The sequence below is a fragment of the Streptomyces sp. NPDC057702 genome (assembly GCF_042799315.1).
Lineage (GTDB): Bacteria > Actinomycetota > Actinomycetes > Streptomycetales > Streptomycetaceae > Streptomyces.
Genome location: NZ_JBHVJC010000054.1, coordinates 18,496 through 43,486 on the forward strand (window position 1 = coordinate 18,496; position 24,991 = coordinate 43,486).

Here is a 24,991-nt window from a genome sequence, read left to right on the forward strand (position 1 = left end):
CGAGCGGACGAGTGGAGAAGGGGCGCGCACACATGGAGACCAGCGACAGCCAACGCGCCGAGCGCGCCGGCTCCACCTCGACCACGACGACGACCGACGGAGCCACCCCGATCAGCCCGTTCACCCCGCCCACCGCCAGGCCGACGCCACCCGACGGGACCGGCCCCGCCACCCCGACCACCCCGGCCGATCCCGCCACCCCGGCCGATCCGCCGACGACCAGCGCGTCCGCCCCGGCCACCCCGCCCACCCCCAGCACTCCGCCCACCCGGTCCGCGCCGAAGCCGCCACCGACCGAGCCCACGGCCCCGCCCGCGCCGGCCAGGGAACCGGAGCCGGGACGCGAGCCGAAGGCGCGGCCGGATTCCGCGTCGGTCGCGGCGACGGCCCTGCGCATCGGCCAGCTCGCGGAGCGTACGGGGGTCAGCGTGCGGCTGTTGCGCTACTACGAACAGCAGGGCCTGCTCCAGCCGCACCGGCTCGGCAACGGCTACCGGGTCTTCGCCGAGGACGACGTACGGCTCGTCCGATACACCCGGGCGCTGCTGGCCGCCGGCCTGTCCACCGCCGTCATCGGCCGCCTGCTGCCGAGCGTGTGCGAGCGGGACGGGGTGCTGCGCCCGTGTACGCCGGAGCTGGCCGACGAGTTGCGGCGCGAGCGGGATCGGATCAACAGCCAGATCGACGAGCTCCTGACCTCGCGGCGGCTACTGGAGGAGGTCATCGACGCCGCGCCCACCCACACTCCCTAGCCCACCCCGCACCACGGCCCCCACGACCGCGCCTCCAGGCCGACCGAACCGGCCCCGCCGGGACGCCTGGGCAGGGTGCCCAACAGTGTCCCCCGACGCGTCCACACCGCCCCGCACCCATCCGGCCAGGCCAGCAACTACCGTTTCCCACACCAGGGTTGGACGGAACAACCACAGGCGGCAGCAGGCGTGACACCCGGAAGGACGCCCGTCGGGCCGCGCTCCGCACACCCAACGCCCGTCACACGCGAAGGCGCCCCGCACACCCCACACCCGTCGCACGCGAAGGCGCCACCCACGGCGGCGAGAACCGCTCAGGGCACCGCCCCGACCGCGCCCGACGGGAGCGGAACGGCTTGGCGGTGCGCACGTGCGCGCCCCGAGCACGGCACCGCGCACCGCCAGCCCTGCCCGGCGTCGCCGCCCTGGTGGCGCGCCGGATCGCGATCCGCGCTCGCCGAGGACCAACTCGCGGGCCACCACACACACCCAGGCGCGAGTGGTCCTCGGCGTCCCCTCACGGCGCATCGCTGCACCCAAGAGTGATCAGTCGAACACGTCACGTCAACACTTGGTCTGGACTTAATGATTCACATCTGGCGCGCGACCCGGCGCCGAGCGACGCACGCGCCCGCCAGCGCGACCGCGCGGTCAAGGGCGGCGACCGCTCCGGCGGTCAGCGCCGGAGCCGGTCCGAGCGCTTCCGCACCACTCGCGTCACTCGACGCGCCCCGGCGTGCGCCGCCCTGGGCGGCGTGGAACGGCTCGGGGTCGGGCTCCACGGCGTGACCAGGATGTTCCGTACCGGAGTACGCGGCGGACGGCACGGCGGTGGCCTGCCGGTCCACCTCGCACCAGATGCGCTTGCCGTTGCCCTCCGGCTGCCAGCCCCAGCGGTCCGCGAGGCCGTCCACCAACTCCAGGCCACGTCCGCCCGTCTCGTCGTCGTCGGCGCAGCGGGGACGCGGCGGGCAGGTGCTCGCGTCCGCGACCTCCACCCGGACCGTCGCCACGGACGGCAGCCCAACACCGGCGTCCGGCACGGGCGTCGGACCCAGGCCGTCCGACTCGCCGGCCCACGCCGTGGGGTAGGCGCCGGAGCCGGCCGGAGGGGCGCCCGGGGGCCCCGCCGGCAGCCCCGGCGCACCGCGCCCGCCCCCGCCGTGCGCGACGGCCGACGCGGCGGCGCCCGGCGCGCACTGATCGGGAACGAGCATGCGCAGCACGGCGGGACATCCCGTGTGGACCACGGCGTTGGTCACCAGCTCCGAGATCAACAGGACGAGCGTCTCCGCCAGCGGCTCGTCAACGGCCACCCCCGAGCGGGCGAGCCGGGAGCGCGCCCAACGGCGCGCCCTTCCCACCTCGGCCGGGTCGGGCCGGACCTCCATCTGCATTTGAAGCACCTGCACCGCTCACACCATCCGAACCGGTGGACACATCGCTTCGCGCCTCTCCGGGATCACGCAACGTGACCCCACGACGAGACAGCATGGTTGACGTACAGTCACCTCACCAAGCACTTCAGACATATTCCAGCGCCAAGGAGTAGGGGTGGTGCATACTGTGCGACGCGCATGGCGGGGAGTCGAACAACGGGCCGCTGAAGGTACGTCGCGACCCGTCCGAGCAGCACCTGTGCGCACCGGCGTGGCCGCGGGCCCGGCCCGCTCCGCGTCGTCGCGCTTCAGCACAGCTCGCATCCAACGGAGCGTACCCGAGGGCGAAGCCGACTCCCCCGCGTAACGAGCCGCGCCAAGGACACAACACGGCATCGACGCTCCGTGACGGCGCCGGCCCCCGCGATCCGCCCCGCCCCAGACCGTGACGCGCCCCCACCCGGCCTCCGCGACACGCGCCCGCGCACGGCCTCACTCGCCGCCCGTGGCCCGCCGCTCTCATCGCGCCCCACGCCCCGCCGCACCGACGCGGACGGCTTCGCGCCCGTCAGGCCGGGGTGGGAGGACACGGCGCCGCGCGCACGCCCCGTCGCGGCGCCGCGCGCACGCCCCGTACGGCCGCGTCGCGACGCGGCCGAGCAGAGCCCGTCGGCGCGTGAGGGCGGGTCGGGACGGCGGGTCGGCCGCGCGGGAAGGGGCGGGAGGGCGCGGGTGGAGCGCTCAGCGGGTGGCGCGGTAGGTGGCCGCCGCCTGGTCGAAGTAGCGGTCCACAGCGGCGCGTTCGTCGGCCGGGCCGACGATCTGGACCACGTGGTAGCGACCACTGATGATCATGGCGAGGTTGCGGACGTAGACCTGGCGTCCGCTGCTGTCCTTCCAGCCGAACGCGCCCTCGGCCATCGCCGTCTGTCCCACGTCGATCCGGCGCAGGCCGGTGGCCGACGCCCAGTCCGAGTCGCGGTACGGGGCCAGCTCCGGCTCCAGGTTCTGCTGGTACCTCATCGGGTCGCCGCCGTACTCGGCGGTCTTGTCCCGGCCGGGCACCACGATCAGCTCGTAGTCGGCGCCGAGGTAGCGGATCTGTCCTCGGCCGTTGGGCGGGCGGCGCTCCCAGCCGCTCGCCACGGCGACCTGGAAGCCGTCGGGGTCCTTGCGCAGCTCGAACCCCTTGGCCAGGCCCGTCGGGTCGGCGGACTGCGGCTGCTGGCCGACGGGCGGCGCGTCGCCGTTCTTGCCACCGTTGGTGCCCGTGGCCGGAGCGCCGCTGTGCGCGGCGCCGGACCCACGGTCGGCACCGTCGTCCTGTTCGGCCTTGGGCATGAAGAGCATCGCGTACAGCACCCCGCCCGCGAGCAGCAGCAGTATCAGGGCCAGCAGCAGCCGGCCGAGGTGGCGCGGGGGGCGGGCGCCGGGCTCGCGGGAGCGCTGTGGGGCGGACTCGTGCGCCTCCATGCGCAGGTGCTTCTCCTGCCGGTGCGCCGACCCGGGGGGCGCCTCGCGCTGTCGGGGCACCCGGGGCGGGCGGCCCTTCTTGTGCCGGTGGCGCCCGTGCAGCGTGCTGGTCTGGCGCCGGCGGCGGACCAGTTCGCCGCGCCGGCGCAGTATCGGCAGCCGCTTGGGGTCGGCGGGCCCGTCGATGCCGACGGGCGGCACGGTGACGGTGCGGCTACCGACGTCGGGCTCGGGGGCCGACCTGACCAGCGACCGCAGCCAGCCGCGCAGTTCCTCGAAGTCCGGGCGCTCGGTCGGGTCCTGGCGCATCAGCGATTCGACCACGGGCCGCAGCGCGCCACACTCCTCGGCGTACGCCGGCGGCTCGGCGCACACCATGTCGACGAGTTCGGCCGCGCTGTCCTCGGGGTAGGGCGCGTGCCCCTGCACCGCACGGAACAGCAGGACGCCGACGGCCCACAGGTCGGCGGCCGGGCCGACGGGCGGAGCCAACCGCCAGTTCTCGTACACCGGACCGGCCTGCTCGGGCGCCCAGCGCTCGGTGACGGCGCCGACCACGACGATGCGTGCCTGCCGCGCCCGCTGGGCCGCCAGCGCGGAGTCGGGCCCGCGATAGCCCTCGCCGGCGTCCCGGGGCCCGGTCGCCGTGCCCGCTCCGGTGGCGCCGGTCGGACTCGCCCCGCCCGCCGCGTCGGCGTCGCGCGGGCCCACGGGCCGCACGCCGAAGTCCTCGTCCTCGTCCCAGAGCGGCCGGCCCTCGTCCTCGGCCCACCAGTCGGTAGGGGCCTCTCCCGTACCGACCGCTTCGGTGCCGGGCGACGGCCGGGCCGCCGCGTCCGGTGTGACACCCGGGCCCGACGGGGTGCCGGGCCCCGGCGGGGTGGCCGGGTCCGCCTCGGGCACCGCGTCGGCCGGGTTCTCGACGGCGCCGCGCGCGGCGGCCCGTGCCCCGGCGCGGTAGGCGGCGATGGCACCCGCGCGCGGCGCGCGCGTGGGTGTGGCGCGGCCCGGCTGGTCGGGTCTCTCGCCCGAGCCGTCGGCGGCGCCCGGGGCCGTGCCCGCCGGGCCCTGGTCGCGGTAGACGGGACCGGCGGGGCCGCGACGTACGACGGGGGTGGTCGCCGGGGTACCGGCGTCGGCGCCCAGCGCGTCGGCGCCCGCTCCGGGGCGGGGCGAGGGCATCGCGCCGGTGTCCACGCGCGCGGGCACGCTCTCGCGCGCTCGCGCGCGGGGCTCCTCGGCACGGGCGGGGCCCTCGTCGTCCGGGGGCGTTCGCGGGCGGGGGGCGCGCAGTGCCTCGGGCACCGGGTCGTAGCCGCACAGCGCCTCCTCCGCCGCGCCCGCCGCCAGCCCGGTGAGCATGGCGCGGCCGTCGTCGCAGACCAGCACGGTGCGGGTGGTGATGTTGCGGTGCGTCCAGCCGTGCGCGTGCAGGGCGCGCAGCGCGGTCAGGACGTCGGCGGCGACCTCGGCGGCGCGGTGCGGGGACAGCGGGCGCTCGGCGAGCAGCGCGGCCAACGGCCGGGCGGGCACCCACTCACTGACGATCCACAGGCTGCCGGCCTCGGCGAAGACGTGGAAGACCTGGTCGAGTCGGGGGTGGTCGGGCACCTGGGCGGCCGCGGTGGCCGCCTCGATGGCGCGCCGCACGGCCGGGTCGACCCGCGCCGGCCTACGCCGGGTGTCCGGCCCGCCGCCCGACCAACCGCCGCCGTACGTGTCGTGCCCGGCCCGGGCCGCCCCGTACGGAGCGCTCTCGCCGACCACTTCGGCGTCCACGACCTCGGGCAACGGCACCTGCCTGACCAGCACTTCCTGGCCGCTGTAGGTGTCGAACGCGCGGGTTTCCACGAACTCGTACTCGTCGGCGGGTGGCAGCGGCAGGCGATAGCGGTCCGCGAGGACCCGACCCGCGTAGTCGTCCACGACGCCTCCCCAGCGCGCGATGTGCTCCTTGGCTCACCGCGCGTCACCGTCATATCCGGTCTTGTTCTTCGTGCCTTACGGCTACCCCCGTCCGCGCGTTCTCACGATACGGGCCGTGGCGGCTTCGTGCCGACTGGTCCGTCGAGTCCGCCACTTCGGGGGACGCGGGCCCGATGCCGCTGGCCCCGTGGGCGGTGGTGCAACGCGCGACCCGACTGACACGTGAGGTGTGCGGGCTCCGCGCGGGCGCGGCGGGCGGGCCGTCAGCCGCGGGGGGTGAAGGTTCGCAGCGCGGTCTGGCGCAGCGTCGTGCACTCCTTCTCCGCCCAGGCGTCCTTCGCACAGGTGACCATGACGGCGTACCCCCGGTGGGCGTCGACCTTGAAGCCACGGTTGAGGACGCGCACGGTCTGGCCGCGCTGCTCGCGCTCGAAGCTCCAGTCGGCGACCGTCGGGTAGCCGCGCCAGGGCACGGTGTGGATGCCCAGGCCCCGGTAGCCCTTCATCGAGCGGGACGCGCCGGGTTCGGCGCCGCGCCACGCCTGGGCGGCGTCGGGCAGCGGCTTGGCGTTGAAGTCGACCTGCACGCGCGGGAATCCGCCGTCGGCGCTGTAGACCGCGCCGCCGCTGTAGCCCGGTATGGGCCGGCCCCGCCAGCCCTCGGGCAGCGCCATGGCGAAGTGGAACCTGCCGTCGCTGACCCGCTGGTAGCCGGCCGGCAGCCCGCCCGGCTTCGGGTTCTTCCCGCCGTCCTGCCCGGCGGGCGACGACCCGTCGGTGGTGGGTGTGTTCGCGCCGCCGTCACCGGTCGGGTCGGTGTCCGCTTCGGCGGCCTCCTGTGGGGTGCTCGAAGCGGTGGGCCGTGTGCCGGACGTACCCGCGTCGTCCTTGTCGCCCCCCCGGTTGACCGCGAAGGCCAGCACCGTGCCCAGCACGGCCAGCAGGACGACGGCCACGACGATCACCAGGGTCCGCTTGGGCACCACGTCGGTGATCGAGGCCCGTGAGGCGCCGCCGGGGGCGGTCGGCGCCCCGGGGACCACGTGCGGGCGCGGCGGTGTGGCCGCGTCCGCGCGCGCCGCGCCGTGACCGCCACCCGCGAGGCCGGTGGCGCCCCGCGCGCGGCCGGCGGGGCGGACCGGCGGCGGGGGCGGCGGTGTCGCGCGGGCGCCGGGGCGGGGCGGGGGCGCGGGGGCGGCCGGCGTGGTGGGCAGCGGCATGGTGCGGGTCGGCTCGACGACCGGGGGCCGGGCGATGACGTCGTCGGGCGCGTTGATCGCGGCCATCAGCAGCCGGCGCGCGCCGGCGTCGTCCAGCCGCCGCGTCGCGTCCTTGGCCAGCAGCCCGTAGATGACCTCCTCAAGCATGCCGGCGTTCTTCGGCGGGTCCAGCGGCTCGGTCATCACGGCCGTCAACGTCGCGATCGCCGTGCTCTTGTCGTACGGCGGGACGCCCTCGACCGCCGCGTAGAGCAGGCCGCCGAGCGACCACAGGTCGGAGGGCGGGCCCGGGCGGTGGCCACGGGCGCGCTCGGGGGCGATGTAGGAGGGGGCGCCGACCAGCATGCCGGTCGAGGTCACCGACGGGTCGCCCTCCACCTGGGCGATACCGAAGTCGGTGAGGACGACGCGGCCGTCGTCGGCGATCAGCACGTTGGACGGCTTCACGTCGCGGTGCAGGATGCCCTCGCGGTGCGCGGCGCGCAGCACGTCGAGGACGGCGAGTCCGACCTCGGCGGCCCGGCGCGGGGTGAGCGCGCCGTCGTCGCGTACGACGTCGGCCAGGGAGCGGCCCTCGATCAGCTCCATGACGATCCAGGGCCGGTCGTCCTCGTCCACGACGTCGTACACCGTGACCGCGCCGTTGTTGCGAATCCGGGCGATGGCCTTGGCCTCGCGCAACGTACGGGTGATCAGGCGGCGTTTCTCGTCCTCGTCCACGCTTGACGGAAAGCGCAGTTCCTTCACCGCGACGGTGCGGCCCAGCGTCTCGTCGCGGGCCCGCCAGACCGTGCCCATGCCGCCCCGGCCCAGGACCTCGGCGAGGCGGTACCGCCCGGCGAGGAGGCGCCCGGTCGTGCCCTGCGTCTGCTCCGCCTCCGACATGCGTCCCCTCTGCAATCAACCCACCCTGGCAGAGCGTTCATTGTCCCTCATCCGCGAACCGGGGGAAGTACCGGCCCGGCGCACCCGTGGACGCGCCCCGGTCACGAGGTGCGACGCCAGGGGGTCGTACGCAGCGGGCGCGAGGGCGATCATTTCCCGCCACTGCCAGTTCAGCGGGGGCAGTTGACGTGGCTCCGGTGCGGCGCCACGCTCGCCGTTCCGCCGCCATTCCATGGATATTCGGCCAACGTTCGGCCGGGCGTGGCCCCGCGCGCGGGAGCCGACGGGGCGGCTTCCGCGAGCGGGCGGCACCCGGGCGCGGGGCGGTCTCCCTCGGGCGCGACCGTGCCCGGACGGCGGTGTGGCCGGCCGCGGCCGGGGCGGTCGCCGCCGCTCACAGGGGGAGCACGTCCGGCGCGCCGAGCCGGGCCGCGTCCGCCGTCAGGTCGTCCGGTTGGCGCTGCGACTCGCGCTCGGCCTCCACCCGCTTCTCGTACCGCTCCACCTCGCGGTCGACCTGTGCCGCGTCCCAACCCAGGACCGGCGCCATCAGTTCGGCCGCCTCGCGGGCGCTGTGCGTGCCACGGTCGAAGGTCTCGATGGAGATACGGGTGCGCCGGGTCAGCACGTCGTCCAGGTGTCGGGCACCCTCGTGCGAGGCCGCGTAGACGATCTCGGCGCGCAGGTAGTCCTCGGCGTGCGGCAGGGGTTGGCCAAGGCGCGGGTCGGCGGCGATCATCTCCAGGAGTTCGTCGGCCAGCGAGCCGTACCGGTTCAGCAGGTGTTCGACGCGGGCCACGTGCAGGTTGGCGCGGCGGGCCAGGCGGGCGCGCGCGTTCCAGCGGGCGCGGTAGCCCTCCGCGCCGACCAGCGGCACGTCCTCGGTGACGCAGCCGGCGACGCGCTGGTCCAGCCCGTGCACGGCCTCGTCCACGGCGTCCTTGGCCATCACGCGGTACGTCGTGTACTTGCCGCCCGCGACGACGACCAGGCCCGGTACGGGGTGGGCGACGGTGTGCTCGCGCGAGAGCTTGCTGGTCGCGTCCGACTCGCCGGCCAGCAGCGGGCGCAGCCCGGCGTACACGCCTTCCACGTCGTCCCGGGTCAGCGGGGTGGCCAGGACGGAGTTGACGTGTTCGAGCAGGTAGTCGATGTCGGCGCTGGAGGCGGCCGGGTGGGCCTTGTCCAGGTCCCAGTCGGTGTCCGTGGTGCCGATGATCCAGTGCCGGCCCCAGGGGATGACGAACAGCACGCTCTTCTCGGTGCGCAGGATCAGTCCGGTGGTGGAGTGGATACGGTCCTTGGGCACGACCAGGTGGATGCCCTTGGAGGCGCGGACGTGGAACTGGCCGCGCTCGCCGATCATCGCCTGGGTGTCGTCCGTCCAGACCCCGGTGGCGTTGACGACCTGCCGGGCGCGCACCTCGAACTCGCCGCCCTGCTCCAGATCGGCCACCCGCGCGCCGACCACGCGCTCACCCTCGCGCAGGAAGCCGACGACGCGGGCGCGGTTGGCCACCGTCGCGCCGTAGGAGGCGGCGGTGCGCACCAGGGCGGTCACGAAGCGGGCGTCGTCCATCTGCGCGTCGTAGTACTGCAACGCGCCCACCAGCGCGTCCTTGCGTAGACAGGGCGCGACCCGCAGGGCCCGGCCGCGCGTGAGGTGGCGGTGGACGGGCAGGCCACGGCCGTGCCCGGAGGAGACGGACATGGCGTCGTAGAGGGCCACGCCCGAGCCCGCGTACCAGCGCTCCCAGCCCTTGTGCTGGAGGGGGTAGAGGAACGGCACCGGCTTGACCAGGTGGGGCGCGAGTCGCTCCAGGAGCAGCCCGCGTTCCTTCAGCGCCTCGCGGACGAGGGCGAAGTCGAGCATCTCCAGGTACCGCAGCCCGCCGTGGATCAGCTTGCTGGACCGGCTGGAGGTGCCCGCCGCCCAGTCCCGCGCCTCGACGAGCCCGGTCGCCAGGCCACGGGTCGCGGCGTCGAGCGCGGTGCCGGCGCCGACCACGCCGGCGCCGATGACCAGCACGTCCAGCTCCTGCCCCGCCATCTGGGCGAGCGCCGTGGCGCGCTCCGCCGGTCCCAGGGTCGCTGTCCTCACCACTGCCTCCCACTGTGATCGGGGTCCCGCTCACTTCTGCACGATTTTGACCGCTCGGGTCGCGGCCAGCCAGCCTGCGCCACCGCGGCGGCCACCTGCGCCACCCGGGTGACCAGCGCCGCCCACCACCCACCGGGCACCCGCGCCTCCCGCCTACCCCGTACCCCGTGGCGCACCCGTCCGGCCCGCGCCCGCGCGCCCACGGCCGGGGGCGACACCCGGCGCGGGCCGCGCCCCACCTGAGCCGCCTCGCGGGGGTGGTCGACCGTTCGCGAGCGGCCGACAGCCGCCGTCCCGGCGGTGCGGCCCGCGACCGGCGTCCGGTCGGCCAGCGGCCCGCCGCTCGCCGCTCAATCCGCACCATGGGTCATATTTCCGCTTAGTCTGAATTCGCGCCATCCGGAATCGCCCTGGAAGGACGGCACCCATGCGCGCCGATCTCGCCGTCATCGGCCTCGGCCACCTCGGCCTCCCGCTCGCCCAGGCCGCGACCGCCGCCCGCGTCCACACCATCGGTTACGACCCCGACCCGCACCCCGTCGCCGAACTCGCCGCCGGCCGCGTGCCCGACGGTCGCGCGGGCGCCGGCGCGACCCCGCCGGAGGGCGGGGCCGGCCCCCCGTCCCCGGCCGACCTGCGCCGCATGCTGGCCGCCGGCTTCCGGGCCACCACCGACCCGGCCGTCCTGGGCCACGTCCGCACGGCCGTCATCTGCGCGCCCACCCCGCTCGGCGCGGACCGCGGCCTGGACCTGTCCGCGCTGGCCACCGTCGCCCGCACCCTGGCCGGCCGACTGCGCCCGCACACCACGGTCCTGCTGGAGTCCACCGTCCACCCCGGCACCACCGAGGAGTTCCTGCGGCCGATCCTTGAGGACGGCTCGGGGCTGCGCGCGGGCCGCGACTTCCACCTCGCCTACTCCCCCAGCCGGGTGGACCCCGGCAACCGCGCCTACGGGTACGCCAACACCCCCAAGGTCATCGGCGGCCTCACCGCGGCCTGCACGGAGGCCGCGGCCACCTTCTACGGACGGATCGTGGACCGGGTGGTGCGCGCCCGCGGGCCGCGCGAGGCGGAGGCGGTCAAGGTCCTGGAGAGCAACTACCGGCACGTCAACATCGCGCTCGCCAACGAGATGGCCATCTTCTGCCACGACGTGGGCGTCGACCTGTGGGACGTGGTGCGCTGCGCGGAGACCAAGCCGTTCGGCTTCCAGGCGTTCCGCCCCGGGCCCGGCGTCGGCGGCCCCGGCGTCCCCCTGGACCCGGGCCACCTCGCCTACCAGGGCCGCACCCTGGGCTACCCGCTGCGGATGGTCGAGCTGGCACAGGAGGTCAACGGCCGCATGCCGCGCTACGTCACCCAGCGCTGCGCGACCCTGCTCAACGAACACGGCAAGTCGGCGCGCGGCGCCCGGGTGCTGCTGCTCGGCGTCACCTACAAGCCCGACGTCGCCGACCAGGCCAGCGCCCCCGCCCGCGAGATCGCCTCCCGCCTGATGGAACTGGGCGCGCAGCTCACCTTCCACGACCCGTACGTGCCCCACTGGCGCGCGCTCGGCCGCCCGGTGCCGCGCGCGGAGTCGCCGTACGAGGCGGCGGCCGACGCCGACCTGACCGTCCTGCTCCAGCATCACCGCGCCTACGACCTCCAGGGCCTGGCCGCCAAGGCCCAGCTCCTCCTGGACACCCGTGGCGCCAGCCCGGCCGGCGCGGCCCACCGCCTCTGACCCCCGCGACGGGCCCCGGCCCACGACGCGCCCCGGGCCGGCGAGCGAGCGGACAGCGCCACCCGTGCGGTACGTACCGCCGTGAGACCGCTGACATAACGGTCACCACCGCGCACTTTCCCTCTATCGTGATCGCATCCCGTACACCCCTGACGCCCCGCACGCCCCGTACACCCCACGACCCCTTCGGGCGGACCGATGCCGCGACTGAGCGGGCGCCGGCTGGCCGCGTACGCGGAGGAGCGGTTCCTGGCCCTGGCCCGGTCCCCTCGCCGCGACCCGCTGCTGGCCGCCGCCGCCGCGGCCTTCGTCATCCCCTCGACGCTGCTCGGCCCGGACCTCGGGCTGGTCCGCGAGCTCTGGCTCACCCTGCTGATCGCGCTCGCGGGCACCGCCGCCATCGTCGTCCGCCGCGCGCACCCGGTCGCCTTCACGGGCGCGGCCAGCGTCGCCTTCCTCGCCAGCGGCCAGCACCTGCCGCTGTACGTGGCCACCTACACCGCCGTACGCCACCGCCGCCCCTGGCTGGCCCTGGCCACCATCGCGGTACCCGTCGCCGCCTGGAGCACCAGCCGCGCCCTGGACGGCGCGGACCTCTTCGAACAGCGACCGGTCCTCAGCGAACTCGGCGAACTCGTCTTCCCCGCCCTGCTCGGCCTCGCCGTACGCGCCCAACGCGCCGCCGAACGCTCCCGGCGCGCCCGGTGGGAGAGCGAGCGCCGGGCCAGCGAGCTCGACGAGCGCACCCGGATCAGCGCGCTGGTCCACGACGGGGTGGGCCACCGGATCAGCCTGATGTCGATCCAGGCCGCGTCCATCGAGGTCCAGCACGGCACGGACGAACGCACCCGACGCAAGTGCTGGGCCATCTCGGACGCGGCGGCCGAGGCGATGGAGGAGCTGCGCGTGGCCCTGGAGATGCTGCGCCGCCCGGCCGCCGTGGCCCGGACGAACGAGCCCCTGCTGGACGAGCTGGAACCGCTGCTCCGCACCTACCGGGCCCACGGCATGCCACTGGAGGTGACCGTCTCGGCCGCCGCCCACGACGCCCCCGAACCGGCGCAGCGGCTGTGCTCCCGGGTCCTGCGCGAGGGACTCAACAACGCCGCCCGGCACGCCCGTGGCGCCGCCACCCGGCTCCGCGTCACGCGCGAGGGCGCCACGTTGCGCGCCACCGTCGACAACGACCCGCCGCCCGAGCCCCGGCACGCGCTGCCCGGCACCGGCCAGGGCCTGACCGCGCTGACACAGGCACTGGCCCGCGCCGGTGGCACGCTGCGCGCGGAACCCACCCCCGAGGGCGGCTTCCGCCTCAGCGCCGAACTCCCGCTCACCGAGGCCCCCGACTAGAGCGGCCCGCGCTCTCCGGACACCCCGGGCGCTGGCGCGGGGGCCACCACCGGCGCGCCGGCCCCCGCGCCGCCCGCGCCCCGACGACCCGCGCCCCGAGGGCCCGGAGCGCGACCGCTCGGCGCCCGACCGCCTGGAACCCGACCGTCCGGCCCCGGGGTCGGGCGGACCGGACGGCCCTGCCCCCCGCCGCTCAGACCCGGGCCATCTGCATCAGGCGCTGCGGCTGCGCGTCCAGCACCTTGCGCAGCGCGTCGAAGTCCTCCACACACCGCCCGGTGCCCACCGCCACGCAGTCCAGCGGGTCGTCGGCGACCAGCACCGGGATGTCCAGCTCCTGGCTGAGCCTGGTGTCGAGCCCGCGCAGCAGCGCCCCGCCGCCGGTGAGCACCACGCCCCGGTCCATGATGTCGCCGGCCAGCTCCGGCGGCGTCTCGTCCAGCGTCTGCCGCACCGCGCCCACGATCGCCTCGACCGGCTCGGAGAGCGCGTGCCGCACCTCCTCCGCCGTCAGCTCCAGCGTCTTGGGCAGGCCGCTGGCGTGGTCCCGGCCGCGCACCGTACAGCGCTCCGGCGGCAGCAGCGCCTGGGTGCGCTCGGCGTCCGGCTCCGCGTCCTCGGCGCCGGCCGCGCCGGCCCCGGGCAGCTCGACGTCCGTGCCGGCCGCCTCGGCGAGCGCCTCCAGGGCCCGCGCCGACCAGTAGCCGGTGGGTGCCGCCGAACCGACGGCCATCTTGACGTGCTCGGCCGTGCGCTCGCCGAGCGCCATGGAGTGGGCCTTCTTGACGTACGAGGTGATCGCCGCGTCCATCGCGTCGCCCGCCGTGCGGACCGAGCGCGCGGTGACGATGCCGCCCATCGAGATCACGGCGACCTCGGTAGTGCCGCCGCCGATGTCCACGATCATGCTGCCGGTGGGCTCGCCGACCGGCAGCCCGGCGCCGATCGCGGCGGCCATCGGCTCCTCCACCAGGTGCACCTGACGCACCCCGGCCTGCGACGCGGCCTCGATCACCGCGCGCCGCTCGACGCCGGTGATCCCGGAGGGCACGCACACCACGACCCGGGGCCGGGAGAACCTGCGCCCGCCGCTGACCTTCTTGATGAAGTGCCGGAGCATCCGCTCGGCTATCTCGAAGTCGGCGATGACCCCGTCCCGCAGGGGGCGCACGGCCACGATGTTGGACGGCGTGCGGCCGATGGTGCGCTTGGCCTCCGACCCCACCGACAACACCGTGCCGTCCACCGCGTTGACGGCCACGACCGACGGCTCGTTGAGCACGATCCCCTTGCCCCGCACGTACACCAACGTGTTCGCGGTGCCGAGGTCGATACCCATGTCACGTCCGCTGAACGACTTAGTTTGCGCCATAAGATGAATTATTCCCTATGCCGGATTCTTATCTCGGCTTAACGCCCGCCAGACGGTGCCGCCCCGGCGCGCGATCGGCGCGCGGAGCCCCGCCCCGCCCTGGGCGCACAGGCGGTCGCACGGCGTGCATGCCCTCCACCATCTCTTCACGGCCGACAGCGCCGAATGGGCACATAGCGGACTGGGTTGTCTCGGCCACGTCCCAGCCGTGTCACGGACAACTCCTCAGCTTGTCTGACGGTCCGGCCTAGCTGTTAGTTTGTGGCTCGAAAATCACCCACCGCACTCCACCCTTTTCCATCCCCGGAGCGCGGTCGAACACACCTTCATCCCCGGGGGATCACATGAGCCAGCCCTGGCAGCAGCCACAGCAGCCCCAGCAACCCCAGCAGCCAGGCGGGTACCCACAGCAACCGGGCGGCTACGGCTACCCGCAGCAGCCCCACCCGGGTGGTCAGCCCCAGCAGCCTCAGTACGGCGGTGGTTTCCCGCCACCCGCACCCGCCCCCGCACGGGGCAACACGGGCCTCGCCATCCTGGCCGGTGTCGGTGTCGCCCTCGTCGGCGCGCTGCTCTACGCCTTCCTGCTGAGTGCCCTGGCGGACACGGACAGCATGGAGCCGGAGATCACCAAGTTCGCCTACGCGGGCGTGGCGCTCGGCGGTCTCGTCGGCTTCGTCGTCGCCAAGCTGGGCGGGCGCAACCAGGGCCTGTGGGTCGTGGGCGCCGTCCTCGCCCTGGGTGCCATCTTCCTCGGCGAGCTGTACGGCTACGCGCTGATCACCGCCGACTGGATGGAGAACAACGAGAAGCAGTTCGCCTCCGTCGGCGTCGAGACGCTGTCGGCGAACGAGATCTTCTTCAGCCACTTCAACGACCCGCTGATCGACGTACCGGGTGCCGAGGGTCTCTTCGGCATCTGGAAGGAAGACGCCAACGCCATGACGTACATCTTCATGGCCCTGTCGCCGGTCGCCGCGTTCGGTACGGCCTACCGTCTCGGCAACCGCTGAGCCACGGGCCCACACCCACGCGCCCACGCCGCGCCCCGCCGGAACCATCCGGCGGGGCGCGGCGCGTTCTCGGCCACCCGCCCGCCCGGCTCCTACGCGCGAGCCGCGCCCACGGGCCCGCGCACCGCGAGCCGCCCGTACGTCGCACGTCCCACGCCGGGCCGACGCGCCCCCCGCCCGGTCCCCGACGCCCGGGGCCCCGCCGCGCACCGACCCCACGCGCCACGGCCTCGCACACAGGACCCACGCAGGACCCACGCACATCGGCCCGCACCCCCACGGGGTACGGGCCGATCGAACGCCTGGGCCGGCCCCCGGTCAGGGGGACGGCCGCGTCAGCGCGAGGTCACCGCTGGTCGTGCTGGGACGGCGCGACCGTCACCTCGACCCGCTGGAACTCCTTGAGCTCCGAGTAGCCGGTGGTGGCCATCGCGCGGCGCAGCGCGCCGAAGAAGTTCATCGAACCGTCGGGCGTGTGCGAGGGGCCGAGCAGGACCTCCTCGGTGGTGCCGACCGCGCCGAGGTTCATCCGCTTGCCGCGCGGCACGTCCTCGTGGACGGCCTCCATGCCCCAGTGGTGGCCCCGGCCCGGCGCGTCGGTGGCGCGCGCCAGCGGGGAACCCATCATCACGGCGTCGGCGCCACAGGCGATGGCCTTGGGCAGGTCGCCGGACCAGCCGACCCCGCCGTCAGCGATGACGTGCACGTACCGGCCACCCGACTCGTCCATGTAGTCGCGGCGCGCAGCGGCGACGTCGGCCACCGCGGTGGCCATGGGGACCTGGATGCCCAGCACGTTGCGCGTGGTGTGCGCGGCGCCGCCACCGAAGCCGACCAGGACACCCGCGGCGCCGGTGCGCATCAGGTGCAGGGCGGCGGTGTAGGTGGCGCAGCCGCCGACGATGACCGGCACGTCGAGCTCGTAGATGAACTGCTTGAGGTTCAGCGGCTCGGCGGCGCCGGAGACGTGCTCGGCCGAGACGGTGGTGCCACGGATCACGAAGATGTCCACGCCCGCGTCCACCACGGCCTTGGAGAACTGCGCGGTGCGCTGCGGGGAGAGCGCGGCGGCGGTCACCACGCCGGAGTCCCGCACCTCCTTGATGCGCTGCCCGATCAGCTCTTCCTTGATCGGGGCCTGGTAGATCTCCTGGAGCCGGCGCGTCGCGGTGCGCTCGTCCAGCTCGGCGATCTCCGCGAGCAGCGACTCGGGGTCCTCGTACCGGGTCCACAGCCCTTCGAGGTTGAGCACACCGAGCCCGCCCAGCTCTCCTATCCGGATCGCGGTCCGCGGCGAGACGACGGAGTCCATCGGCGCGGCCAGGAACGGCAGGTCAAAGCGGTAGGCGTCGATCTGCCAGGCGATCGAGACCTCCTTGGGGTCCCGGGTGCGACGACTCGGCACGATGGCGATGTCGTCGAACGCGTACGCCCTGCGTCCGCGCTTGCCGCGGCCGATCTCGATCTCAGTCACTGTGTGGCCCTTCCTACGGATTACGCCCCCAGTATCCCCGACCGGGGGCACTGGGGGCGCACGGGATGTTCAAGGGCGCACCGCGCACGGCGCGCGCTCACTCCTCGACGAGCACCTGCGTGAAGTCCACGGCATGGACGACGAGCACCAACAACAGGCCGTCGCTGACCAGGTACTCGATGCCGATGTTCGGCGTCAGCGCCAGCGATCGAGTGGCCTCGTCGCCGGAGATGGGCACCGAGATCTTCGGTCGCGGGTCCTGTGCCAACACCGACAGGCCGCGCTCCAGCAGCGCCCGGCGATCACGCGGAAGCTCATCGCGCACCCGGGCCGCCTCCTCGGTGAACTTCACCGCGTACAGCATCGGACCCCCTTCGGCCGGCGCGGACGAGCGTAGCGGCTACCGGCCCGCCCGGACACCGAAACGGCCGGGGCCCGACCGGCCCGGCCGTCGGGGGCCGGGCCGGTCGAGCCCGTGGCGCTGAGCGGGACCGTCGCGAGGTGGGCGGTCAGCGGCGCGAGTAGTTCGGCGCCTCGCTGGTCATCTGGATGTCGTGCGGGTGGCTCTCCTTGAGGCCCGCGGCGGTGATCCGCACGAAGCGGCCCTTGTCCTTGAGCTCGGCGACGTCGGCGGAGCCGACGTATCCCATGGACGCGCGCAGGCCACCGACGAGCTGGTGGGCCACCGAGGCGAGCGGGCCGCGATAGGGGACCTGGCCCTCGATGCCCTCGGGGACCAGCTTGTCCTCGGAGAGCACGTTGTCCTGGAAGTAGCGGTCCTTGGAGAAGGAACGGGCCTGGCCACGGGACTGCATGGCGCCCAGCGAGCCCATGCCCCGGTAGGACTTGAACTGCTTGCCGTTGATGAAGACCATCTCGCCGGGCGACTCCTCGCAGCCGGCGAGCAGGCTGCCCAGCATGACGGTGTCAGCGCCGGCCGCGATCGCCTTGGCGATGTCGCCGGAGTACTGCAGGCCGCCGTCGCCGATCAGCGGCACACCCGCCGCGTGACAGGCACGGGCCGCCTCGTAGATCGCCGTCACCTGCGGGACGCCGATGCCGGCCACCACGCGCGTGGTGCAGATCGAGCCCGGGCCGACGCCGACCTTCACGCCGTCCACGCCGGAGTCGATCAACGCCTGGGCGCCGTCGCGGGTCGCGACGTTGCCGCCGACGACGTCCACGTGGACGTTCGACTTGATCTTGGCGATCATGTCGAGGATGCCGCGGCTGTGCCCGTGCGCGCTGTCCACGACGAGGAAGTCGGCCCCGGCCTCGACCAGCGCCTGCGCGCGGTCGAACGCCTCGTCGCCCACGCCCACCGCCGCGCCGACGACCAGCCGGCCCTCGGCGTCCTTGGCCGCGTGCGGGTACTGCTCGGCCTTGACGAAGTCCTTGACCGTGATCAGGCCCTTGAGCACACCCGCGTCGTCCACCAGCGGCAGCTTCTCGATCTTGTGGCGGCGCAGGAGCTGCATCGCGTCCTCGCCGGAGATGCCCACCCGGCCGGTGACCAGCGGCATCGGCGTCATGACCTCGCGCACCTGACGGCTGCGGTCCAGCTCGAAGGCCATGTCCCGGTTGGTGACGATGCCGAGCAGCTTGCCCGCCTCGTCGGTGACCGGCACGCCGCTGATGCGGAACTTCGCGCAGAGCGCGTCGGCCGTGTGCAGCGAGGCGTCCGGGCGGACCGTGATCGGGTCGGTGACCATGCCGGACTCGGACCGCTTGACCAGGTCGACCTGGTTGGCCTGGTCCTCGATGGAGAGGTTGCGGTGCAGGACGCCCGCGCCACCCTGGCGGGCCATCGCGATCGCCATCCGCGACTCGGTGACCTTGTCCATCGCGGCGGACAGCAGCGGAATGTTGACCCGTACGTTGCGCGAGATCCGGGACGAGGTGTCCACCGCGTTCGGCAGCACCTCGGAGGCGCCCGGCAGCAGCAACACGTCGTCGTACGTCAGCCCGAGCATCGCGAACTTCTCAGGCACTCCGTCGACGTTGTCAGTCATGACACCCTTCCAGATGGTCTTGCCTTGGCGCGGACTCCCATGCTAACGGCCTCGGCGACCCCAACATTCCGTCCGCCGGCCACCCGGACGCCACATTCCTCATAGGGGCCGGTCAGCCCGGATCGCGTCGGACGTTCGTCCCCCGCTCCACCCGGTCCAAGCGCCCCCGGACCCGGGCCGACGGTCCCGGCCCGACCGGTCGGCGCGCCGGCCCGGCCGGGCCGGGAGAGCGTGGGGGCGGCGCGGTGGGGCGCGGACCGAAGCGGGCCCGGGCGAGTCCCGGGCGGCCAGGTGTGACGCGAGCCGAACGGGGGCGGGAGGTCGGGCGGGGGCGGGAACGTCGGGCGCGGGCCTACTGCTCGGCCAGGGCCCGCAGTCTGCTGAGCGCGCGGTGCTGGGCGACGCGGACCGCGCCCGGCGACATGCCGAGCACCTGCCCGGTCTCCTCCGCGGTCAGCCCGACCGCGACGCGCAACAGCACCAGCTCGCGCTGGTGCTCGGGGAGGTTGGCGAGCAGCTTCTTCGCCCAGGCGGCGTCGCTGCTGAGCAGGGCCCGCTCCTCGGGGCCCAGCGAGTCGTCCGGCTGCTCGGGCATCTCGTCGGAGGGCACGGCCGTGCTGCCGGGGCGGCGCATCGCGGCCCGCTGGAGGTCGGCCACCTTGTGCGCGGCGATCGCGACGACGAACGCCTCGAAGGGCTTGCCGGTGTCGCGGTAGCGGGGCAGGGCGCAGAGCACCGCGAGGCACACTTCCTGCGCCAGGTCGTCCACGAAGTGCCGGGCGTCGCCGGGCAGCCGGGACAGTCGCGTGCGGCAGTACCGCAGGGCGAGTGGGTGCACGAGGGCGAGGAGGTCGTGGGTGGCCCGATCGTCGCCCGTGGTGGCGCGTCGGACGAGAGCTCCGATCTCACCAGGTCCCGCGGCCACAGCCGACCCGGGCTTCTCGTCGTCACGCATCGGTCCATGGTGCCTTGGCGCCGCGGTTTCCGTGGCACCGCGCCCGTGGTTGTACGTCGAAGCGTTATAAGCGGGAGCGTTCGCACTCATCTCGCGCGCCCTCCCCTCACGCCTACCCAAGCCGTCCCCGAGGAACTCCATGCCTCAAGGATGCGGCAGCGCGAGCGGAACTGACACAAGCGGCAGCCACATCCGCGGCGCCAGAGCCCGCGCGGTCGCCCGCGATCCCGGGCTCTTCGCTGGTCACGCGCCCGCGACAGAGGCTGCATGACCCACTCAAATCGGTTCCGGAGGCCCCCGTTCCCGCCACCGCCCCCGCCCACCGCACGGCGGACGGGGAGCGTCTCGCCATCACCACACCTCGCGAGGTGACGCCCACGGTCAGCGGCACCGTCGGCGTCATCCACCCAGCGAGCGGGAGGCAGGCGATCCATGGCGGGCGGTCCCTAGCGGACCAGACCCCAGCGGAACCCGAGCGCCACGGCGTGAGCGCGGTCCGAGGCGCCGAGCTTCTTGAACAGCCGCCTCGCGTGCGTCTTGACCGTGTCCTCGGAGAGGAAGAGCTCACGACCGATCTCGGCGTTCGAGCGGCCGTGACTCATGCCCTCCAGCACCTGGATCTCACGCGCGGTGAGCGTGGGCGCCGCGCCCATCTCGGCCGAGCGCAGCCGGCGCGGGGCGAGCCGCCAGGTCGGGTCGGCCAACGCCTGGGTCACCGTGGCCCGCAGCTCGGCGCGCGAGGCGTCCTTGTGCAGGTATCCACGAGCACCCGCGGCGACCGCGAGGGCCACGCCGTCCAGGTCCTCGGCGACCGTGAGCATGATGATGCGGGCACCGGGGTCTGCGGACAGCAGGCGGCGCACGGTCTCCACGCCACCGAGCCCCGGCATCCGTACGTCCATAAGAATCAGGTCCGACCGGTCGGCGCCCCAGCGGCGGAGGACTTCCTCGCCGTTGGCCGCGGTCGTCACGCGCTCGACGCCGGGCACGGTCGCCACCGCGCGGCGCAGCGCCTCTCGGGCAAGCGGGGAGTCGTCGCAGACGAGGACGGACGTCATGGCCGCCCCCCGGAGCTGATGCGCGTCACCTTGAGCCTCCAGGCTGGGTACGTTTCGTCACCTGAGCGGTCGATCCGTCGGACATCTGCCCGAACGCTTCATTCATCAACCGCCCTGCACTCTCAACGACGGTCACCCGAAAGAGTTACGGGCCGAGAGACCCCCCTTCGGCACGCTGCGTGAGGGGAGGGACACGTTCCGGCCCACGCCCCGCCGGCCGCACCTTCTCTCGAATCCTTTGCCCTATTTGGTGGCTTTTACTTCATTTCGGCAGCGTCTATGACTAGATTCGCAATGAGTCATATTTACATCTGCTTACACAGAAGATGTACGACCACGCCACACCCCGTCCGCATCGGAACGCCAGCAAAGGGGATAGCAATGGCAGATTTCTCCCGCCTTCCCGGACCCAACGCCGACCTGTGGGACTGGCAGTTGCTGGCCGCGTGCCGGGGGGTCGACAGCTCGCTCTTCTTCCACCCCGAGGGCGAGCGCGGCGCGGCGCGCAGCGCGCGCGAGACCTCGGCCAAGGAAGTCTGCATGCGCTGCCCGGTACGCGCCGAGTGCGCGGCCCACGCCCTCGCGGTGCGCGAGCCCTACGGCGTGTGGGGCGGCCTGACCGAGGACGAGCGCGAGGAGCTGATGGGCCGCGCCCGGCACCGCGTCATCGCCGCGTCGAGCACGTCGACCAACTGACGCCTCCCCCGCCCCCGCTCAGCAGAAACGTTTCCCCTCCTGACTCGGCCGCAGTGAGCCTCCCCGCACCCACGGCCGCGCCGCAACTCCCCCCGTGCCGCATGAGCTGGCCGCCGCGCCCGGCCGCGGCATTCCACCCGATCGGCGGAGCGCGGCGGGAGCGATGTGTGGCGCGCGGGACGCACCGGCCGGCGCCCCGGGCTCCGGGCCGGTCGGCGCGAGCGGGCCACGCCGGGCGGGCGGGCCGCGAGGGCGGGCGGGTCAGTGCGTGGCGTGGTCGGGGACGAGGCGGGTGGACGGGGTTCCGGCGGGGATGGGCTCGGTGGGCGCGGTGCCGGCGCGGGCGGGCTCGGGGGTGTGGGCGGGCGGGCCGTCGGGGGTGCTGGTCGGGGGGCCGTCCAGGGGGGCGGCGCGTTGCGCGGGGTAGCGCGCCGCGCGCCCGGCGGCCAGCTCCAGCCGGTCCAGCGTGGCGGCCACGGCAGGGACGCGGACCAGGTCGGGCAGCGTGAGCGCGACCACCTCGCGGTGCACGGCGGGCTCGACGCGTACCGTCCGCACGCCCGTGGTCCGTACCGACTCCAGGGCCAGTTCGGGCAGCACCGCGACGCCCAGGCCCGCGCCGACCAGGCCGACCACGGCCGGGTAGTCGTCGGTGGCGAAGTCGATACGGGGGGTGAAGCCGGCCTCCTCGCAGACCTCGACCAGGTGGCGGCGGCAGCGGGGGCAGCCCGCGATCCACGGCTCCGCGGCCAGGTCGCCGATCCCGACCACCTGGGCCTCGGCGAAGCGGTGGCCCTCGGGGACCAGGCCGACCAGCCGGTCGGTCAGCAGCGGCCGGACCGCCAGGTCACTCCACTCCGCGGCGGTCCCCGGGTCGGCGCCGTGGACCCCCGGGTAGCGGAAGGCCAGCGCGATCTCGCAGTCGCCGGACCGCAGCAGCTCGACCGAGCGCGGCGGCTCGGCGTCCACGAGCGAGACCTCGGTGCCGGGGTGGGCGGCGCGCAGCGCGGCCAACGCGGTCGGCACCAGCGCGGAGCTGCCGCTGGGGAAGGACACCAGCCGCACCCGTCCCGCGCGCAGCCCGGCGATCGCGGCCACCTCCTCCTCGGCGGCGGTCAGTCCGGCCAGGATGCCCACCGCGTGCCGCAGCAGGGCGCGGCCCGCCTCGGTCAGTCGGATCTCGCGCCCGGCGCGCACCAGCAGCGCGGTGCCCGCCGCCGCTTCCAGGGCCTTCATCTGCTGGCTGACGGCTGGTTGCGTACAGCCCAGGTCTCGTGCGGCGGCGGAGTAGGAGCCGGTGGCGTCGACCGCGCGCAGGACTCGGAGGTGACGGGCCTCGATCATGCTTCGAGCATAAGGGACCCTTGGGGGGAAAGGCGAAAATTCGCTCGACGCTTTGAGGGGCCTCGCCTAGCGTGCGCGTATGCGCCTTCTCTCCCTCAACGTCGGTCGCCCCGAGCGTTCCGCGCACACCGACGCCGACCACACCGGCATCGACAAGCGGCCGGTCGCCGGACCGGTGTGGGTCAGCGCGCCCGGCCCCAGCGGGGTGGGGGCCAGCGGGCTGGCCGGGGACGCCGTGTGCGACCTGCGCCATCACGGGGGCGACGACCAGGCGGTGTACGCGTACGCGCGCGAGGACCTCGACGGGTGGGAGGGCGAGCTGGGGCGCGAGCTGCGCTGTGGCGTCTTCGGCGAGAACCTCACCACCAGCGGGCTCGACGTCAACGGGGCGCTGATCGGCGAGCGCTGGCGGATCGGGCGTTCGCTGCTACTGGAGGTGACCTCGCCGCGTACGCCGTGCCGTACGTTCGCGGGCTTCCTCGGCGAGCGGCAGTGGGTCAAGCGGTTCACGCGGGCCGGGCTGCCCGGGGCGTACCTGCGGGTGATCGAGCCCGGCGAGATCAGCGCCGGGGACCCCGTCGAGATCGCCCACCGCCCCGCGCACGAGGTGACCGTCGCGTTCGTGTTCCGGGCGAACAGCGGCGAACCCGAGCTGTGGCCCCGGGTGTTGGCGGCCGGTCGGGCGCTGCATCCGGAGGCGTACGAGAAGGCGCTGCGGCGGGCGAGCGGTGGCGCGCGGCGCGCCGGTGCCTAGGGTCTGGCGCTCGAAGGCGGTGGCGGCGCGCGGGCGCGACGCGGAGGTGCGGGTGGGCCGGATCGCCGAGGCGCGGGCGGCGTGGCGCGCGCGGGGCGGTGGTGGTGGGTGGGTGGTCACCGCTCGTGCGCGGGGGGTCGCCGGATAGCGTTCCCCCATGACGACTGCACTGATCACGGGAGCGACGGCGGGCATCGGCGCGGCGTTCGCGCGGCGGCTGGCCGCGCAGGGCACCGCACAGGCCAGCGGGCACGGCGCCGGGTACAACCTGGTGCTGGTGGCGCGGGACGCGGGGCGGCTGCGGGAGCAGGCGACGGAGCTGCACGACCGGCACGGCGTGGAGGTCGAGGTGCTCTCGGCCGACCTGTCGAAGGACGCGGGGATCGCGGCCGTCGAGGAGCGGCTCGGGGACCGCAAGCGGCCGATCGACCTGCTGGTGAACAACGCCGGGTTCGGCAACAAGGGCCAGTTCCTCGACGTCCCGGTGGCGGACGAACTGACGATGTTGAAGGTGCACTGCGAGGCCGTGTTGCGGCTGACCACGGCGGCCGTGGTGCCGATGCGGGAGCGGGGGCGCGGCGGGGTGGTGAACGTGGCGTCGGTCGCGGCGTTCGTACCGCGCGGCACCTACGGCGCGAGCAAGGCGTGGGTCGTGCAGTTCACCCAGGGCGCGGCGCGCGACCTGGGCGAGGCGGGGGTGCGGCTGATGGCGCTGTGCCCGGGGTTCGTGCGGACGGAGTTCCACCAGCGGGCCGGGATGGACACCGGCAACATTCCCGACTGGCTGTGGCTGGACGCGGACCGGCTGGTGGAGGCGGCGCTGAAGGACCTGGCGCGCGGCAGGTCGCTGTCGGTCCCCGACCCGCGCTACAAGGCCCTGACCGGACTGGCCAGGTTCGCCCCGCGCGGCGCGCTGGCCCGCGTGTCCACCAGGACCGGCCGCCGGTACGGGCCGCGCTGAGATCGCGCGGGCAGCCCAACACGGCCGTCACGCGGGCGAGTTGGGCAGCGCGTATGCGGCCGGACGCGGCTGGACACGGCTGGATGCGGTCGCCCGGCTCGGGCGCCTCCGCCCGCCCCCGTCCCGTCCGCCTCGCGCCCCGCCCGCCCCAGGCGCGCGCTCCAGCGGTTTTCCGGCGCGAGCGTCCCCGCCGCGCCCCGCCCTCCCCTCGCCCGTCCACGCCGCCGCCGAGCGGTCCGTCGCGGAGCGGCCCCCTCACGAGCACCCCTCGCACCCGGGGCGAATCCGACGCTGCGGGATGTCAGGGACATGTCCGACGTGGGGTCAGGGGCGGTGGCGGACCGGGCGCCGCGCGTACGAGCACCACGCGTACGGGAACCACGCGGCTCGTGGCGGCGGAGGAACCGGCGGGGGCGGGGGGCGACTCGACGCGTGCGAGTGGCGTCCGGGCGGCGGCCGGGCGGACGGCCGGGTGAGGGGGCCATCGGGCGGGCCCGCCCGATGGCCCCGCCGGGTGGCGCGGGCGCGGGGTGTCGT

Annotated in this window: 16 protein-coding genes and 2 pseudogenes; 7 read left to right on the plus strand and 11 right to left on the minus strand. The window is 74.6% G+C overall.

Annotated features, from left to right (window positions below; genetic code table 11):
* Positions 1-32: 32 nt before the first annotated feature.
* Positions 33-752, plus strand: a complete 720-nt coding sequence (locus tag ACFVFR_RS29640; protein WP_383707290.1) for a MerR family transcriptional regulator — start codon at positions 33-35, stop codon at positions 750-752.
* Between the two features lie 1,136 nt (positions 753-1,888).
* Here ACFVFR_RS29640 and ACFVFR_RS29645 read toward each other — a convergent pair.
* The 4 genes and pseudogenes from ACFVFR_RS29645 to ACFVFR_RS29660 form a co-directional block, all read right to left on the minus strand.
* A pseudogene (locus ACFVFR_RS29645) lies at positions 1,889-2,164 on the minus strand (ATP-binding protein); the annotation flags it as partial.
* A 708-nt stretch (positions 2,165-2,872) separates the two neighbouring features.
* Positions 2,873-5,530: a protein kinase gene (locus ACFVFR_RS29650; RefSeq protein WP_383707292.1), complete on the minus strand. Its 2,658-nt coding sequence runs from the start codon at positions 5,528-5,530 to the stop codon at positions 2,873-2,875.
* 263 nt (positions 5,531-5,793) lie between these two features.
* Complete coding sequence (locus tag ACFVFR_RS29655; protein WP_383707294.1) at positions 5,794-7,635, minus strand: serine/threonine-protein kinase; 1,842 nt, start codon at positions 7,633-7,635, stop codon at positions 5,794-5,796.
* A 394-nt stretch (positions 7,636-8,029) separates the two neighbouring features.
* Positions 8,030-9,736, minus strand: a complete 1,707-nt coding sequence (locus ACFVFR_RS29660) for an FAD-dependent oxidoreductase (protein WP_383707296.1) — start codon at positions 9,734-9,736, stop codon at positions 8,030-8,032.
* Positions 9,737-10,163: 427 nt separating this feature from the next.
* Between ACFVFR_RS29660 and ACFVFR_RS29665 the strand changes: the two genes are divergently transcribed.
* Positions 10,164-11,465, plus strand: coding sequence for a nucleotide sugar dehydrogenase (locus ACFVFR_RS29665; protein WP_383707298.1), 1,302 nt, complete (start codon positions 10,164-10,166; stop codon positions 11,463-11,465).
* A gap of 198 nt (positions 11,466-11,663) precedes the next feature.
* Positions 11,664-12,815, plus strand: a complete 1,152-nt coding sequence (locus tag ACFVFR_RS29670) for a sensor histidine kinase (RefSeq protein ID WP_383707300.1) — start codon at positions 11,664-11,666, stop codon at positions 12,813-12,815.
* 193 nt (positions 12,816-13,008) lie between these two features.
* Here the strand turns inward: ACFVFR_RS29670 and ACFVFR_RS29675 are convergent, their stop codons facing one another.
* Positions 13,009-14,187, minus strand: coding sequence for a rod shape-determining protein (locus tag ACFVFR_RS29675; protein ID WP_383707302.1), 1,179 nt, complete (start codon positions 14,185-14,187; stop codon positions 13,009-13,011).
* A gap of 344 nt (positions 14,188-14,531) precedes the next feature.
* Here ACFVFR_RS29675 and ACFVFR_RS29680 point away from each other — a divergent pair, with 344 nt between their 5' ends.
* Complete coding sequence (locus tag ACFVFR_RS29680) at positions 14,532-15,200, plus strand: hypothetical protein (RefSeq protein WP_383707304.1); 669 nt, start codon at positions 14,532-14,534, stop codon at positions 15,198-15,200.
* Between the two features lie 346 nt (positions 15,201-15,546).
* Here the strand turns inward: ACFVFR_RS29680 and ACFVFR_RS29685 are convergent, their stop codons facing one another.
* The 5 genes from ACFVFR_RS29685 to ACFVFR_RS29705 all read right to left on the minus strand — a co-directional run bounded on the left by ACFVFR_RS29685 (position 15,547) and on the right by ACFVFR_RS29705 (position 20,699).
* Complete coding sequence (locus ACFVFR_RS29685) at positions 15,547-16,674, minus strand: GuaB3 family IMP dehydrogenase-related protein (RefSeq protein ID WP_383707306.1); 1,128 nt, start codon at positions 16,672-16,674, stop codon at positions 15,547-15,549.
* A 97-nt stretch (positions 16,675-16,771) separates the two neighbouring features.
* A complete protein-coding gene (locus ACFVFR_RS29690) occupies positions 16,772-17,038 on the minus strand; it encodes a hypothetical protein (RefSeq protein ID WP_383707308.1) in 267 nt (88 codons plus the stop codon).
* A 145-nt stretch (positions 17,039-17,183) separates the two neighbouring features.
* Positions 17,184-18,686, minus strand: coding sequence for an IMP dehydrogenase (gene guaB, locus ACFVFR_RS29695; protein WP_383707310.1), 1,503 nt, complete (start codon positions 18,684-18,686; stop codon positions 17,184-17,186).
* 352 nt (positions 18,687-19,038) lie between these two features.
* The gene (locus ACFVFR_RS29700; RefSeq protein ID WP_383707312.1) at positions 19,039-19,641 is read right to left on the minus strand and encodes a sigma-70 family RNA polymerase sigma factor; all 603 of its coding nucleotides are present in this window, start codon (positions 19,639-19,641) and stop codon (positions 19,039-19,041) included.
* 446 nt (positions 19,642-20,087) lie between these two features.
* Positions 20,088-20,699, minus strand: a complete 612-nt coding sequence (locus tag ACFVFR_RS29705; RefSeq protein ID WP_003948568.1) for a response regulator transcription factor — start codon at positions 20,697-20,699, stop codon at positions 20,088-20,090.
* A gap of 381 nt (positions 20,700-21,080) precedes the next feature.
* On the opposite strand from ACFVFR_RS29705, the gene ACFVFR_RS29710 reads away from it, so the two are divergent.
* On the plus strand, positions 21,081-21,395 hold the full coding sequence (locus ACFVFR_RS29710) for a WhiB family transcriptional regulator (protein WP_383707314.1): 315 nt from the start codon (positions 21,081-21,083) through the stop codon (positions 21,393-21,395).
* 435 nt (positions 21,396-21,830) lie between these two features.
* On the opposite strand, the pseudogene ACFVFR_RS29715 reads toward ACFVFR_RS29710, so the two are convergent.
* Positions 21,831-22,739, minus strand: a pseudogene (locus tag ACFVFR_RS29715) (LysR family transcriptional regulator); the annotation flags it as partial.
* 79 nt (positions 22,740-22,818) lie between these two features.
* On the opposite strand from ACFVFR_RS29715, the gene ACFVFR_RS29720 reads away from it, so the two are divergent.
* The gene (locus ACFVFR_RS29720) at positions 22,819-23,493 is read left to right on the plus strand and encodes an MOSC domain-containing protein (RefSeq protein ID WP_383707316.1); all 675 of its coding nucleotides are present in this window, start codon (positions 22,819-22,821) and stop codon (positions 23,491-23,493) included.
* A gap of 157 nt (positions 23,494-23,650) precedes the next feature.
* Positions 23,651-24,454 (plus strand): SDR family NAD(P)-dependent oxidoreductase, encoded by an 804-nt coding sequence (locus ACFVFR_RS29725; RefSeq protein ID WP_383707318.1) that lies wholly within the window; start codon positions 23,651-23,653, stop codon positions 24,452-24,454.
* The last annotated feature ends 537 nt before the right edge of the window (positions 24,455-24,991 follow it).